Raw genomic sequence first — 14,149 nt, 5'->3', positions numbered from 1 at the left:
AGTAAGCAGTCATGTCTTTTTCAAGCGCTTTTTATCACTTATAAAAGTTGCTGGACCCCAGTGTCTTAGAGAGTTCCAGCGTCTAGCGAGACATCCTTCTTTGCTCTACGACAAGTCAACACCGAACCACCAAGTTCTACTAGTTAGTATTCCCTCCGACAGCTCAGCCCCGTTCAGCTCACGATGTGTAAGCTACTTCTACATTAATATTGAAGATTTGTTTTTCCGGAAGACAGCTCTCCAATAGAAAAATTAACCAGTACTTTCATACCAGTAAATATCTGAACTTTACGACAATTACTACTATTATCGCATTTACCAATACCCTATAGTCTTGTACACTTTAATCGAAACGTTTCACCAATTTCTGAAAGGGAGTGTTTTTTTGAAAAAGAAGGTTTCTCTATTATTTTTATCACTCATCCTAATGCTGAGTGTAGCCGTACCAACCACTTCACTAGCGAAACAGTCACCGAAAGGAAAAGAAATTGCTTTATCGAAACAATTGGAAGCGATTTCAAAGAAAACGTACCGGTATTTTGAAGATTTTACAGTGGAGGAAACAGGACTGACTTATGATGCTGTCAGATATGATGAGAACGGGGAGATGACGGCACAAAAACACACTTCGCCAACAAACATCGGTATCTACATGATGAGCACGATTGCTGCTGAAGAAGCGGGGCACATTTCTCGTGACGCAGCCGTAGATAAAATCCAGACGACTTTAACAACACTTGAGGACATGGAAAAATGGAATGGGTTGTTTTATAACTGGTATAATACATCAGATGGGTCTCTCTATACGGACTGGGGGGAGTTCATTTCAACAGTAGACAATGGCTGGCTGTCTGCGGGTTTGATCGTCGTAGGACAAGCTTACCCGGAGCTCTATGATCAGTCCAATGAAATCGTACAGGATATGGATTATTCCACGCTCTATACGCCTGAAGTCGGGCAGATGAGAGGCGGATATGATGTCGCAGCAGAAAGTTATACATCACACCATTACGGAGCTTTTTACACAGAACCTCGTGTGGCCAGCTACATTGCAATTGGTAAAGGCGATGTTCCTAAAGAACACTGGTGGAAGATGTACCGCACGATGCCTGACAGTTGGGATTGGCAAGCCCAGAAGCCGGAAGGATATACGACGACGTATGATGGCGTGGAAGTATTTGAAGGTCACTATTCATACAATGATAAAAAATATGTACCAAGCTGGGGAGGAAGCATGTTCGAAGCACTCATGCCACCTCTTGTATTAAAAGAAAAAGAACTGGGTAAAGATGCATTAGGATTGAACAACCAACGACATGCTGACATCCAAATCGAATATGCCAAAGAAGAAGGATACGAAGCTTGGGGAATGTCGCCTGCTGCGACGCCGGAGGATTATTCTGAATTCGCCGCCACACCGCTGGGGATGGATGGATATAAATCAGATGGCACGGTAACCCCTCACGCCACTTTCTTAGCTCTTGAATATGCACCTATGGAAGCATTCAAAAACATTCAGCAATTGAAACGTTTCGACACTTATAGTAAGTATGGTTTCTTAGATTCTGTCAATGTCGAAACAGGGGAAGTAACCAACGCTTATCTCGCTCTTGACCAGGGCATGACGATGGTATCGATCATCAATTATCTCAAGGATGGGGTGATCCGAGACTATTTCCATGAATCAGACATTGGTCACGCTCCTGAAGAGCTGCTGATCAAAGAAGAATTCTCTATTAAATAAAAAATAACCCGGTGATTCCAGAGAGGGAATCACCGGGTTATTTTTATCTACTTCGTACAGAAGAACGTTTCACAAACTCTGTTGAAAGATTAAATGACTTATCAACTTTCTCTCCTGCGAGCATTTGAAAGATCGTGTGGACCGCTAATGCGCCTGCTTCATACTTCGGTTGCTTGACGGTCGTCAAAGGCGGGTTTACATACTCAGATAACTGGATATCATCAAACCCGATAACAGAAAGGTCATCCGGAATCGAAACACCTTTTTCTGAGAAAGCCTGAAGGCCGCCAATAGCCATTTCATCATTGGCATAAAACACAGCCTCTGGCAATTGCTGCTGGGCAATAAGCATTTTAGTTGCCCGGTAACCACCATCACGAGTGAAATTCCCGTTCATTTTAAAGCGGGATTGAAAGGGGATCTCGTAGTCTTTCAAGGCTTCTGAAAACCCTTTGAACCGTTCCTCATTGTCATGAGAATCATGGGGGCCACTGATAAACCCGATGGATCGGTGTCCATTCTCGATTAAATGCTCCGTGGCCTGATAGGCTCCGTGACGGTTATCGACTTTCACATGGATTGCAAAAGGATTTTGAACTTCACGATCCAATACAACGATAGGGAAGTCTTCCCGTGCCGATTCTTCAATGAGCTGGGTGCTTACATTATTCGCAAGTATGATTGCTCCGTCCACTCGTTTCTCCCGCAGGAATTTCGTGGCTGTGGAACGATCGCCTCCCAAGGAACTGCAGGCGATCAAATCATACTGATGGCTTGCCGTCACTTCCTGGACCCCTTTGATCAATTCAGAAAAGTAAGGCCCTGACATATCACTCAATATCAAGGCGATGGTATTTGTTTTGGTCCGCTTCAGATCCGAAGCGAACCCGTTCTTTTGATAGTTCAACTCTCTAGCGGCTTTAAGCACTTTTTCGATCGTAGATGCACTTACTTTTTGATTGCCATTCAATGCATAGGAAGCTGTCGAAAGAGCGACCCCTGCTCGCTTAGCCACATCTTTAATTGTAGCCATTTTAAATCCTCCACCTGTCTATTCATATACTTAATTATAACAGTTTTTACAAGAAAACCTGCTTATTTGATTCCTGACATCGTAAAACCTTCGACAATGTATTTCTGGAAAAAAGAGAAGATAATGATGATCGGTACGACCATGAAAGCAGCCCCAGCCATTTGAAGAGCAAAATTATTCGCATACTGTCCCTGCAGGAGGGAGAGTCCGACGGATAAGGTGTAAAGGCTCTCATCGTTGGCGATAATCAATGGCCATAGGAAGCTGTTCCACCCCGCGATGAAGGTCAGAATTCCCTGTACCGCAAAAATAGGTTTGGCAATCGGCATGACCAACCTGAAAAAGATATAAAATTCGCCAGCGCCATCCAGCCTTGCTGCTTCAATTAAATCATCGGGGATGGTCGTCATAAACTGACGGAATAAAAAGATGCTGAAGGCGACAGCTAAACCTGGTAAGATAATGCCTGTCATCGTATTGGTAAGGCCCATAGCATTCAACAAAAGATACACAGGGATCATGGTTACTTGACCAGGGATCATCATCGTAGCTAATACGATATAAAAAAACTTATCCCGGCCTTTAAAGTTATATTTAGCGAAGCCATAGCCTGCCATTGCGTTGAATAATAACCCTAAGAAAGAGAAGAGGACAATGACCAGGGTATTTCTCAGGTAGACGGCAAAATTCATATTGGTGAACAGGTTGATATAATTATCAAGTGTCGGGTTATCAGGGATGATGGTGGGTGGGATGGACAAGACTTCACTTTCAGGTTTGAAGGAGCTTGAGATCATCCATATGAATGGAATCGAAACGAGAATTCCTCCCGCTACCATAATAAAGATGACAAGCGCTTGTTCCCACTTGTTTTTCTTAGTCGCTAGTGCCATAACTTCTGGAACTCCCTTCTATTAATATTCCGTATCTGATTTTCTGAACTTGAACTGGATCATCGTTACAAGGATGATCATGGCGAAAAGCACAAAGGACGCAGCGGCCGCATAGCCGAATTCACTGAATTGGAAACCTTCCTTGTATATGAAGAGGGCAATGGAAATCGTTCCATCCAAAGGTCCGCCATCTGTCATGACGAATGGCTCTTCGAAAAACTGCATCCATCCGATCAGAGTGGTAACGGTCACGAAGAAAGTGGCGTAGCGCAAGAGCGGTAACGTTACATTAAATAGCACCTGCAAGCGGTTCGCTCCATCCATTTCGGCTGCTTCATAATACGATTTCGGAATTCCCTGCAAGGCTGCGAGGAATATGATCATATTGATACCGATTCCTTTCCAAACCGCTAAGATGATCAGTGAGATTTTAGCGATGGTCGGTTCTTGCAGCCAAGGAACGTTTTCGACCGTAAGTAAAGAAAGTAAATAATTAAACAAGCCGTACTCTGTATTGTATAAATAACCCCAAATAACAGCGACAGCAATGATATTTGTGATGGAAGGCATATAATATACAGCCCGGAACATATTGAAAAGTCTGCTTGTGCCGTAATTCAGCAATAAAGCGATGGACAAAGAACAGATGATGACTAATGGAACACCGATGACTACATAAAAGATGGTGTTGAAAATGGATTTGATAAATTTATCGTCTGCGAATAGGGACTGGTAATTTTCCAGGCCGACAAATGAAACGGAAGACCAATCGGCCAGGCCTTTCAAGTTCATATCTGTGAAGCTGATAAAAAAAGCAATTAGGATCGGAATCAAACTGAATAATGATAACAAAAGAACAGCTGGAGATATGAACATATAAGGGTGTCTATTTTTTAATTTCATGAAAACCCACCTATCTTGTCGTGACATGGATAAAAGAAGATGGAATGGAGGTTCCATTCCATCATTCCATGTTGTTTTTTATTCCTCGATCAAGCTTTGAGCTTCCTGATTGAACTCCTCAAGCTCTTTATCTACGTCAGCTCCACCTACGGTAATGCGTTCGATATGAGCCAGTAGTTCCTGGGCAATCCTTTCAAACTGTTCGGTCTGCAAACCAGGTTTCGTATTTTCAAGCTGCTCTCCGAATGTTGCGTACATCGGATTTTCCTGCATCACTGGATCTTCCCAGGCTTCCGTACGGGATGGCAGAGTATTGGACTCTTCCAACCAGCTCAACTGTGTATCCACATCCGTCATATAGGAAATAAACTTCAAAGCACCCTCGACATTATCGGAGCTTTCAAATATAGATAGATTGGCTCCACCCATGCTGGACGTATTCGTTTCTTTTGTCGGCATAACAGCTGTCGCCCATTTTCCTTCAAGGTCAGGAGCTTGATCATTAATGATATTGATCATCCAAGGGCCACTGAAGAACATCGGTTTAGAACCATCTTTGAAAGCTTCGACGATGTCTTTTCCTTCCTGCTTCTGACTGATTCCCTCTTCGAAATAACTGGTATAGTATTGGATCGCTTCTTTGAATTCCGGAGAATCGAAATTCAGATCTCCTTCTTCAAGGTTCGCTTCATAACCATTCTGCCATGCGAAAATGAATGGAGTGATCTGATCATTTCGATCAATGTCAAGACCATAGGAACCTTCACCGCGGTCTGCTAATTTTTGAGCAGCGTCCTTCAGCTCATCCCACGTTTTAGGTGCTTCTTCATAACCTGCTTCTTTCAATACATCTTTCCGGTAGTAAATGACTCGTGTATCTGCATACCAAGGAATTCCTACGACCTGATCTTCGTGTTCCATCGTTGTTACAGAACCGTCGAAGTAATTTTCTTTTGCGAAATTAGGGTAGTCTTCCATGTATTCGGATAAGTCTAATAGTGCTCCTGCTTCTGCGAATTCCGGAACCCAGGTGGTGCCCAGCTGAACGACATCCGGCCCATTCCCGGAGGCTACGGCTGTCAACAATTTGTCATGAGCGGTATCCCATGGAATAGCCTGCACATCAACCGTCAAACCTTCGTTCTTTTCCTCGAAATCTTTACTGAACTCTTTCAGTTTTTTACCTTCTTCACCCATCGCCCACACCGTTATCGTGTTTTCATCTCCTTCGGAGGAGGAACTATCCGAGCATCCTGCCAATGTCAAAGATGTCAAAACAACCGCGATAAACAACCATAGTTTTCCTTTCACTTAAAGCACCCCTTTGAAATAATTTAAGTTTATTGAAACGTTTCGATAACTGTATTATAATTTACTTTGTATCCGCTTTCAACTACTTATTCGATATTTCTCATAAAAATAAGTAATCCTTATTCAAAGCCGTTATATAAAGGTTGACGGATAGAGTTGGCGGGATTATACTGCAATTACATTTATTCGAAACGTTTCACTTATTATTCAATTGAGGGGGATCATTCATGGGAGAACATCAACTGAAAAACTTATTGGATCAAATGACAGTAGAAGAAAAAGTAGGGCAGCTCGTTCAATTGGCCACACCTTTCTTTAAGGGGGCTTCAGATCGCGGGGAAATTACAGGCCCGATGGTTCACATGAACATAGATGAAGAGGATATCAAGCGTACAGGTTCGGTATTAGGAGCTTCAGGAGCTAAGGAAACGATCAATATTCAAAAGGTTCATATGGAAGAGAACCGGTTAGGAATTCCTTTGTTATTCATGTCGGACATCGTCCATGGGTTCAAGACCATCTTTCCTGTACCCCTAGCCATCGGCTGCTCATGGGATTTGGACCTTGCTGAAAGGAGTGCTTCGATTGCAGCAAAAGAAGCGGCTGTCGCCGGCGTTCACGTCACATTCGCTCCGATGGTGGATCTATCCCGGGAACCAAGATGGGGACGTGTCATGGAGGGCACAGGGGAGGATACCTTCCTGAACAGCCAATTTGCCCGTTCCTTTGTAAGAGGTTTTCAAGGAGATCTGGAAAATGATCCTTATAAAGTGGCCTCCTGCGTCAAACACTTCGCTGCCTATGGGGCGCCGGAGGGCGGTCGTGATTACAATACCGTAGATATGTCTGAATGGCAGCTGCGAGAAAACTACCTTCCGGCATATAAAGCTGCGTTAGACGAAGGTGCTCAGATGGTAATGACGGCTTTCAACATCTTAAATGGTATGCCTTCCACAGGTAATGAACCTTTGATGAGGGGACTTCTGCGGAATGAATGGAACTTTGATGGTGTGCTCATTTCTGATTGGGGCGCGGTGAAGGAATTGATCCCTCACGGAGTAGCCGAAAATGAAAAGCGAGCAGCAGAAAAAGCCATGAAAGCAGGCGTCGATGTCGAAATGATGACGTCCTGTTACGTCAATCATGTAGAGGAACTGATCGAGGAAGGGACATTGGAAGAAAACATCCTTGATGAAGCCGTTCTGCGCATCCTTCAATTGAAACAGAAACTCGGCCTGTTCGATAATCCTTACCGAGGAGCGAGTGAAAAAGAGGAAGAGACCTTTATTCTCTCCCCTGAAAACAGAAAAGCTTCCCGTGAATTGGCTTCCAAATCAATGGTGCTTTTAAAAAACGAAGAGATTCTGCCGTTGCAGAAGGATCAGAAAGTCGCTTTGATCGGTCCTTTCGCAGACAATACGGATATACTTGGCCCGTGGTCCTGGGGAGGTTCCGCCGAAGACACCGTTACGGCTGCTTCCGGCATCTCCCAGTACTTGAATGAAGACCAGCTATTAACTTCAGCCGGATGTGATATTGAGACTGGAACAAAAGAACAATTGGAAGCCGCTCTGCGAAAAGCAGAACAAGCGGAAACCATCGTCGTAGCGCTTGGGGAGCATTCCGATATGAGTGGGGAGGCGGGATGCCGTGCAGACATCCGTATTCCTGAGGTCCAGTTAGAGCTGTTGAAAAAAATCAAATCCCTAGGAAAACCTGTCACAGCCGTCCTTTTTAATGGACGTCCCCTTGATCTACGCGAAGTCATCGAGAACGCAGATGCCGTCATAGAAGCTTGGTATCCAGGAACAGAAGGTGGGAACGCGCTCGCAGATATCCTATTCGGCGAAGTGAACCCTTCGGCTAAACTGACGATGTCGATGCCTTACTCTGTAGGACAAGTGCCGATCTACTATAATCGTTACAATACGGGTCGTCCTAAAGGTGCACCAGATGCGCAGGAGCGTTATGTATCCCAATATCTCGATATCCCGAACGAACCGCTGTACCCGTTTGGTTATGGATTGAGCTACAGCCGATTTGAATATGAAGAACTTACGATATCCTCAGTGCGGATCCACCCAGATGAGCCCTTGAACGTTTCTGTTAAAATAACCAACAAAGGCGACTATGCAGGGGAGGAAATCGTTCAATTGTATGTAAGGGATCTAGTCGGCGAGGTTGTACGCCCGCTGAAAGAGCTGAAGGACTTTCGGAAGGTCTATCTCAACCCTGGAGAGACAAAGGTTGTCGATTTTACCCTCACAGAAGAGCAGCTTAGGTATTATCATGCGAGCATGGAACTTAAGAGTGATGCAGGGGAGTTTGAGGTTTTTGTAGGGCCGAATAGTCGGGATACGAAGTCTGAGAGATTTACGCTTGATCGTAAATAATTTCTATTCAAAGTCACATGGATTTTTCCGTGTGGCTTTTTATTTAAGAAAAAGGCGAGGAGGGGTGCTTCTTTTAAGATATAAATTATCTGCTAATACAAGTGTCTTCCTTGGTGAATGCGCCTGACCACAAGTTTCTGTAAGAGTCAATCTTTGTAAGACTAAATGGAGAAAAACGAAAAGGCTTAACTACTCCGGTTAATTTAAATTTATGGAATCATGCAGTCCCCATCTTCCTTAAAAGTTGGGGGCTTTTTTGAAAGCATCTTTTGATAATGGTTTATTTAATGGCTTTTTGTAAATATTAGAGGTTGAAACAGGAGGTGAACGAATGAAAATTAAAGGAGCCATTTTATTAGGCGTGTTAATTGCAGCTGTTTTGAACGGTTGCACAGGCAACGAACAAAATGAACCGGAAGATGTGAATTACCAACCCACACGCTATGACCAGGACGATCAAAGAAATCGTTTGGACAGAGATAACGGCGAGGATACGAGGCCTGACGTTGATTATCCGATCATCGATAGAGAGGATCAGGAGATCGAGTTTGGTGACAGGGAAATTGATCTTGAGGAACCTTTTGAAGAAAATAACAATAAGGACGATAACCGAGAAATGGATGAATAACATATGTAAAGCATCGGTGCGCGTTTGAAAAAGTCCCTGGCCTCTGCCAGGGTTCATATTGTCCTGTTGCATTTTAAATAAGTAATATCCGTTAAGCTCGAAAACCTCTGCCTCTTCACTGAATACCTCAAGTCTTCCCCTGAAATTCAGCGACTTCGGCTGAGGTTTGCGTGAACATCCAAACTTGGTCGTTCCGCACCTGTTCCCCAGCCATTTCTCCATGCTTATATCAGTGTTATTAACCATTATTAAATCCCAGGTTATTCTCATATATGAGACCTTCATTTACCAGTTTACTTCTAAAACCGTTGTGGTAACATATACATAAATAGAACAAGTGTTCGTATTCATGTTAAAGGATGTGATGATCAATGAATGGAGTATTGAGAAGGTCTTTAGAGGAGAAGCAACAACTGGAACTCATCTACATGGCTGACCAAGGGAAAATCTCACAAAGGGTCATCCGCGTTGTTTCCATCAAAGAGGAGACCGTCCTGGCTTATTGCTATACTCGTAAGACTGTCCGGTCATTTAAGCTTGCCAATATTTTGTCTGTAACCCCTTATAAAAAGCGGGAGAAGTATAAAAAAACACCTTGAAATACAGTTTTCGAAATATGTAGAATGTACGGTTACTCCTAGCGGGGACTATAGAAGGTACATCAGGATAGATGAGAGCTGCAAGAAAATAAGTATGTAAAAAAGAACCACAATAATAGTGGTTCTTTAGTCTTTCATGGATCCCGCCTCACGCGATGTCATGGCCCCTATCCCTGCGCTTACATCCTTTTGAATTTCCTGCTTTACTTTTTGTGGATCTGTTCCGGGATGGTTTGGGTCCATCAATGATTTCGGATTCTCTTTTCTTCCTTGTCCTACCTCAGTTCCTGCCTTTGTCTGGTTCTTTGCCACTACAATCACCTCCATACCCGTAGGTTTAGCCATAACTCAAATATTAATCGGGTGTATATTCTTAATGAAATTTCCTCCCCCCTGTTTTGGTGAAATTCTTATTAAATAAATTTAAATAGAGTGATTATTTGCATCAACAGACCTTAATAGAAGTCAAACCTGGTCTGATTTTGAAAACAATTCCCAAAGCTTTCTAGGATCTTTTTCATTGTTCATGCTCTTGAGATGAGACCGGAATTAAAGAAATCGTTTCTCAAATTGATACCCAGTGGGAGTTAGGGAAGCTGATTACTACAAGCGTGAAGAATATCACCTGCGGAACCTTTTTGCATTAGCCGGCAGAAGGTCAATATGAACACGTGAACTATCTGCATTTTCTCTTACTGGTCTTACAGTACATGTATTACCTCAAAAAAAGAGCCTCTGAAGATGGAATAAAAACAAAAACTGAAACCGCTCGATTTATTCAGACGGAATATCTTTACCTTTAAAAATTAGGAGAGAGAAGTACATCATCCCTGCAATTTCGATGCACCAACGAAAAAGGTTTAATCTAAGAGATGGAGAAACTTTTGTTTCTCCATCTCTTTTATGATTTCCACTTTAGTAATGGAAATAATTAGCCGATAATTTCATTAAATAGAGAGTACATATTACAAACGCAACAATCTTCATTAGAGGCATGTATAAAATCACACTACAAATAAACTAATAAGGAGACTTTCACTATCATTGTTTTAAAGATTATTGGTGTAATTGCCTTGTTTATTCTAATAGTTAAACATTTTTCACCTCCCCTAATATTTTCTGCAGCGATTCTTGTATTCCTTTTAGCTCTTGCTTTTTTCGGAGGGACAATGCTTAAAGTTATAGGTGTTATTGGATTGCTTGTTTTAATGGTTAGATATTTCTCCAGTTTCATTGTGGTTTCAGGCGCAATTCTTGTACTACTTATTTCCATTGGTTTTGTTGGTGGAATATTTGAAACGGTTTCTGACTTCATTAAGGGTGATAATAGAAATTATCGTGACTCCGAAGAAAGGTATGGTGATTATGAAGAAGGCTACACTGATGATGACAACACACACCATGTTGATCCTCACTATGTGGAAGGTTACGAACGATCCGACGGCACTTTCACTTATTCTTAAAGGCTCAATTTTGAGTTGATATTGTTAATTACCTTAAGAAGTCGGACTCTTAGTTGGAACTTATAGTGCTGTCATTACGTAGAGGTAGGAAGAGGGGGGTGTTTCTATGTATGGTGTTACTTATTTTTACGCTTTAGCAGCGATTGGGTTGCTATTTTTTATTCCATATTTGATCATAAGAGACCTTAAGATGGGCCGGAAACTTTCTTCAATTCTCACATCTAATGTAATGCTTGTCATTTTGCTATTTGTGGCATTAGGTGAAGTATTAAAAACATTTCTGTCGGAAGCACACATGATGTATTACAATCAGGTTTTTTTCCTTGTGATAATTGTATTTATTGTTGTGCCACTTGTATTGTTCTTATTTTTCACTGTGAAAGAAGAGCATCAAAAGTGGGAGGATTCGCAGGAATACAAATACGAATGGCTATATAAAGTTAGATACCTTTTGCTAGGGTGCGTGGCGGTACTTTTTGTCGGTGCTTTGTACCGTTTCTATCAAGTTTATGTCTTTCTCTTCTAATCTTTAGGCAATTATCCCATAGAAGGTGTTTGTTCTTTTTATAATACATAGATGAGTTCTGCAAAGTTGTAAGATTTTTGTGTTGGAATATTGAGGAGGGAAGAGAGATTAAAGTAGTTGAAGTGTTATTACTTATAATTGCAATGGCTTCAGTTTGTACATATCTGTTTTATGAGGCTGACTATTTAATTTACATAGCTTTAGCTGGAGGGATTGGCTTTTCAATATTACATTTAATAAGAACATATGATAAAAGAAGAGGAGCAGTATTAGGTAACCCAGATGCTAAGTACTATAATACATTTGATACTTATCATGATGATTTTTCTAATGGTGATAGTTTCACTGATGATAGCGATAATTAATTTACTTTCTCACAAAAAGTGCCTGACCCCCACTGTGTTAAAGTGTTAACGCGGTGGGGTCATTAGCGCATTGATTTTCCTAGATCATGCGCTGTAACAGAGTCTCCTTTTAATATGCGGGCAAGCATCAGACACCAAGGTGGAGAGCTGAGCTTATGATGAAATCCTGCTTACAAGGACTTTTATACATACAAAGAGTTTTCCATACAAATCGCTGTTCTGTATATGCTTATATGTTATTAAACATATATAAACCCTACGTATTCATGCCCAAACCGTGGATACTAAACCATCCTTTATCACACTAACGCACCGGGGGTCAGGCACCGAAAATAATATACATCAATCATAACAATGGTGAGATATTGAAGGCCTTTTAAATAAAAAATATGCTGTTTTAGGGATAGTGCCTGCACCCGCTGCGTTAAAGTGTTAACCAGCGGAGGCAGGCACTTTTTTAATTCAACAATTCTGCAATCACCATTCTTGAAGAGAGAAAGAGAATAAAATAAGAGTAATGATTACTATTTACAAATCGTAATGGTTACGATAAAATCAAGTCTGCAAGTAAAGGAGGAGAGCAGATGTTTAAGAAATTTTTAGGATTATTTAGTTTATGTTTAGTTATCTTTACCATGGCTGCATGTAATGGGGAAGAGGCAAGCAGTGATGGTAGTGAAAAAGAATCCCAAGATTCAATGGAAGAGATGAAGGTGTTCACTACGGTTTATCCCCTTCAGTTTTTCACAGAACAAATCGCAGGAGACCTGGCTTCAGTAGAATCTATTCTGCCACCGGGAACCGACCCTCATACTTATGAACCAACGACGAAAGAAATGATCGAAATCGCGGAATCGGATGCTTTTATCTTTAATGGTGCAGGATTAGAGCCTTATGCGAAAAAAATCTCTGAATCTATCGAGTCAGAAGATGTTCAAATTCTTGAAGCATCCAAAGGAATCGATTTAAAAGACCATAGCCATAACCGCGGCGAAGAAGATAGCCATGACGACCATGCAGATGACGAGGGTAGTCACGAAGGGGACCATGAGGGGCATCATCATGGCGACCAGGACCCGCACGTGTGGCTTGATCCGATTCGATCTATTGAAATGGCCGAACATATTAAAGAGACACTGGTTGAAATAAACCCAGAGAAGGAAGGAGTACTTAATGAAAACTTTGAGAAGCTGAAAGAAAATCTTGAACGTTTAGACGAACAGTTCCATGCAGAGATTGAAAGCCTGCCTGGAAATAAGATTATCGTATCTCATGCCGCCTATGGCTATTGGGAAGAAAATTACGGAATAGAGCAGGTGGCGGTGTCTGGACTAAGTCCTGCGAATGAACCTTCACAGAAGGACCTGGAAAATATCGTAAAAACGGCTGAAGATAATGGCTTGAACCATGTACTTTTCGAACAGAATGTAACCCCTAAAGTAGCAGAAGTAGTGCGCCAGGAAATCGACGCCGAGACGTTACGCATCCATAACTTATCTGTCTTAACTGAAGAAGATATCGAAAATGATGAGGATTACTTCAGCCTCATGAAGCGTAACTTAGAAGTCCTTTCAACTGCTTTAGCGAATCCTTCGGCAGCTTCAGACAACGCTCGCGAATCTGAGGAGCACGATCATGACCACAGCCATGAACATGGTCATGACGAAGAAGCGGAGAAAATTTATGAAGGCTACTTTGAAGACAGCCAGGTGGAGGACCGAAAGCTTTCCGATTGGGAAGGGGACTGGCAGTCGGTTTACCCTTACCATAAAGACGGAACGCTTGATGAAGTCTATGCTCATAAAGCAGAAGACGGGGGCAAGACAGCGGAAGAATACAAGGAATATTATGAGCAGGGGTATAAGACAGATGTGAATCGTATTGATATTCACGGAAAGACCGTCACTTTTTATGAAGATGGAGAAGAACGATCCGGGGACTATGTCTCGGATGGTTATGAAATCTTGACTTACGATAAAGGCAATAGAGGGGTAAGGTATATCTTTAAACTGGAGGAAGAAGCGGAAGGTCTTCCGGAGTATATTCAGTTTAGTGATCACAGTATCTATCCGACGAAAGCGGATCACTACCATCTTTACTGGGGTGATGACCGTGAGGCTTTACTGGATGAAGTGACTCACTGGCCGACCTAATATCCATTAGATATGGATGGACATGATATCGTCCATGAAATGATGGCCCATTAAATTTCTATACGGGTTAAGAAAATGCTGGCTGTTCTATATAGGAAAGCTGAAGGCTGCCACGGTCTTCAGCTTTCCTTTACCTTT

General features: G+C 42.1%; 13 protein-coding genes. 8 read left to right on the top strand and 5 right to left on the bottom strand.

Translation table 11 applies throughout. The annotated features are described in order from the left end of the window. The first annotated feature begins 385 nt into the window (after positions 1-385). Positions 386-1,744, top strand: a complete 1,359-nt coding sequence (locus tag DYE48_RS15505; RefSeq protein WP_244199452.1) for a glucoamylase family protein — start codon at positions 386-388, stop codon at positions 1,742-1,744. Positions 1,745-1,787: 43 nt separating this feature from the next. On the opposite strand, the gene DYE48_RS15500 is transcribed toward DYE48_RS15505, so the two are convergent. The 4 genes from DYE48_RS15500 to DYE48_RS15485 form a co-directional block, all read right to left on the bottom strand. Further along, on the bottom strand, positions 1,788-2,777 hold the full coding sequence (locus DYE48_RS15500; protein ID WP_115824418.1) for a LacI family DNA-binding transcriptional regulator: 990 nt from the start codon (positions 2,775-2,777) through the stop codon (positions 1,788-1,790). Positions 2,778-2,839: 62 nt separating this feature from the next. Then, positions 2,840-3,670 (bottom strand): carbohydrate ABC transporter permease, encoded by an 831-nt coding sequence (locus DYE48_RS15495; RefSeq protein WP_115824417.1) that lies wholly within the window; start codon positions 3,668-3,670, stop codon positions 2,840-2,842. A 21-nt stretch (positions 3,671-3,691) separates the two neighbouring features. Next, positions 3,692-4,573 carry a carbohydrate ABC transporter permease gene (locus tag DYE48_RS15490; protein WP_244199451.1) on the bottom strand — a complete coding sequence of 294 codons (882 nt, stop codon included), beginning with the start codon at positions 4,571-4,573 and terminating at the stop codon, positions 3,692-3,694. 78 nt (positions 4,574-4,651) lie between these two features. Beyond that, positions 4,652-5,884 carry a sugar ABC transporter substrate-binding protein gene (locus DYE48_RS15485; RefSeq protein WP_244199450.1) on the bottom strand — a complete coding sequence of 411 codons (1,233 nt, stop codon included), beginning with the start codon at positions 5,882-5,884 and terminating at the stop codon, positions 4,652-4,654. A gap of 227 nt (positions 5,885-6,111) precedes the next feature. On the opposite strand from DYE48_RS15485, the gene DYE48_RS15480 reads away from it, so the two are divergent. The 3 genes from DYE48_RS15480 to DYE48_RS15470 all read left to right on the top strand — a co-directional run bounded on the left by DYE48_RS15480 (position 6,112) and on the right by DYE48_RS15470 (position 9,504). After that, complete coding sequence (locus DYE48_RS15480) at positions 6,112-8,277, top strand: glycoside hydrolase family 3 N-terminal domain-containing protein (RefSeq protein ID WP_115824416.1); 2,166 nt, start codon at positions 6,112-6,114, stop codon at positions 8,275-8,277. A gap of 331 nt (positions 8,278-8,608) precedes the next feature. After that, positions 8,609-8,905 (top strand): hypothetical protein, encoded by a 297-nt coding sequence (locus tag DYE48_RS15475; RefSeq protein WP_115824415.1) that lies wholly within the window; start codon positions 8,609-8,611, stop codon positions 8,903-8,905. A 371-nt stretch (positions 8,906-9,276) separates the two neighbouring features. Continuing rightward, a complete protein-coding gene (locus tag DYE48_RS15470) occupies positions 9,277-9,504 on the top strand; it encodes a WYL domain-containing protein (protein ID WP_115824414.1) in 228 nt (75 codons plus the stop codon). A 126-nt stretch (positions 9,505-9,630) separates the two neighbouring features. Here the strand turns inward: DYE48_RS15470 and DYE48_RS15465 are convergent, their stop codons facing one another. Continuing rightward, positions 9,631-9,816: a hypothetical protein gene (locus tag DYE48_RS15465; protein WP_115824413.1), complete on the bottom strand. Its 186-nt coding sequence runs from the start codon at positions 9,814-9,816 to the stop codon at positions 9,631-9,633. Positions 9,817-10,577: 761 nt separating this feature from the next. Between DYE48_RS15465 and DYE48_RS15460 the strand changes: the two genes are divergently transcribed. The 4 genes from DYE48_RS15460 (at position 10,578) to DYE48_RS15445 (ending at position 14,011) form a co-directional block, all read left to right on the top strand. Continuing rightward, a complete protein-coding gene (locus DYE48_RS15460; RefSeq protein ID WP_147299290.1) occupies positions 10,578-10,967 on the top strand; it encodes a hypothetical protein in 390 nt (129 codons plus the stop codon). A 106-nt stretch (positions 10,968-11,073) separates the two neighbouring features. Continuing rightward, positions 11,074-11,493: a hypothetical protein gene (locus DYE48_RS15455; RefSeq protein ID WP_115824411.1), complete on the top strand. Its 420-nt coding sequence runs from the start codon at positions 11,074-11,076 to the stop codon at positions 11,491-11,493. 77 nt (positions 11,494-11,570) lie between these two features. Next, a complete protein-coding gene (locus tag DYE48_RS15450) occupies positions 11,571-11,858 on the top strand; it encodes a hypothetical protein (RefSeq protein WP_147299289.1) in 288 nt (95 codons plus the stop codon). Positions 11,859-12,442: 584 nt separating this feature from the next. Continuing rightward, positions 12,443-14,011 (top strand): metal ABC transporter solute-binding protein, Zn/Mn family, encoded by a 1,569-nt coding sequence (locus DYE48_RS15445; RefSeq protein ID WP_115824409.1) that lies wholly within the window; start codon positions 12,443-12,445, stop codon positions 14,009-14,011. The last annotated feature ends 138 nt before the right edge of the window (positions 14,012-14,149 follow it).

Origin of the sequence: Halobacillus trueperi (assembly GCF_003386945.1) — a bacterium.
GTDB classification, from domain to species: domain Bacteria; phylum Bacillota; class Bacilli; order Bacillales; family Halobacillaceae; genus Halobacillus; species Halobacillus aidingensis.
The sequence above is the reverse complement of the archived record's forward strand: the minus strand, read 5'-3'. Positions and strand labels throughout refer to the sequence as shown.

Coding starts and splice junctions, on each gene's coding strand:
- DYE48_RS15500 (WP_115824418.1), bottom strand. CDS start 2,777: ATGGCTACAATTAAAGATGTGGCTAAGCGAGCAGGGGTCGCTCTTTCG.
- DYE48_RS15495 (WP_115824417.1), bottom strand. CDS start 3,670: ATGGCACTAGCGACTAAGAAAAACAAGTGGGAACAAGCGCTTGTCATC.
- DYE48_RS15490 (WP_244199451.1), bottom strand. CDS start 4,573: ATGAAATTAAAAAATAGACACCCTTATATGTTCATATCTCCAGCTGTT.
- DYE48_RS15480 (WP_115824416.1), top strand. CDS start 6,112: ATGGGAGAACATCAACTGAAAAACTTATTGGATCAAATGACAGTAGAA.
- DYE48_RS15475 (WP_115824415.1), top strand. CDS start 8,609: ATGAAAATTAAAGGAGCCATTTTATTAGGCGTGTTAATTGCAGCTGTT.
- DYE48_RS15470 (WP_115824414.1), top strand. CDS start 9,277: ATGAATGGAGTATTGAGAAGGTCTTTAGAGGAGAAGCAACAACTGGAA.
- DYE48_RS15455 (WP_115824411.1), top strand. CDS start 11,074: ATGTATGGTGTTACTTATTTTTACGCTTTAGCAGCGATTGGGTTGCTA.
- DYE48_RS15445 (WP_115824409.1), top strand. CDS start 12,443: ATGTTTAAGAAATTTTTAGGATTATTTAGTTTATGTTTAGTTATCTTT.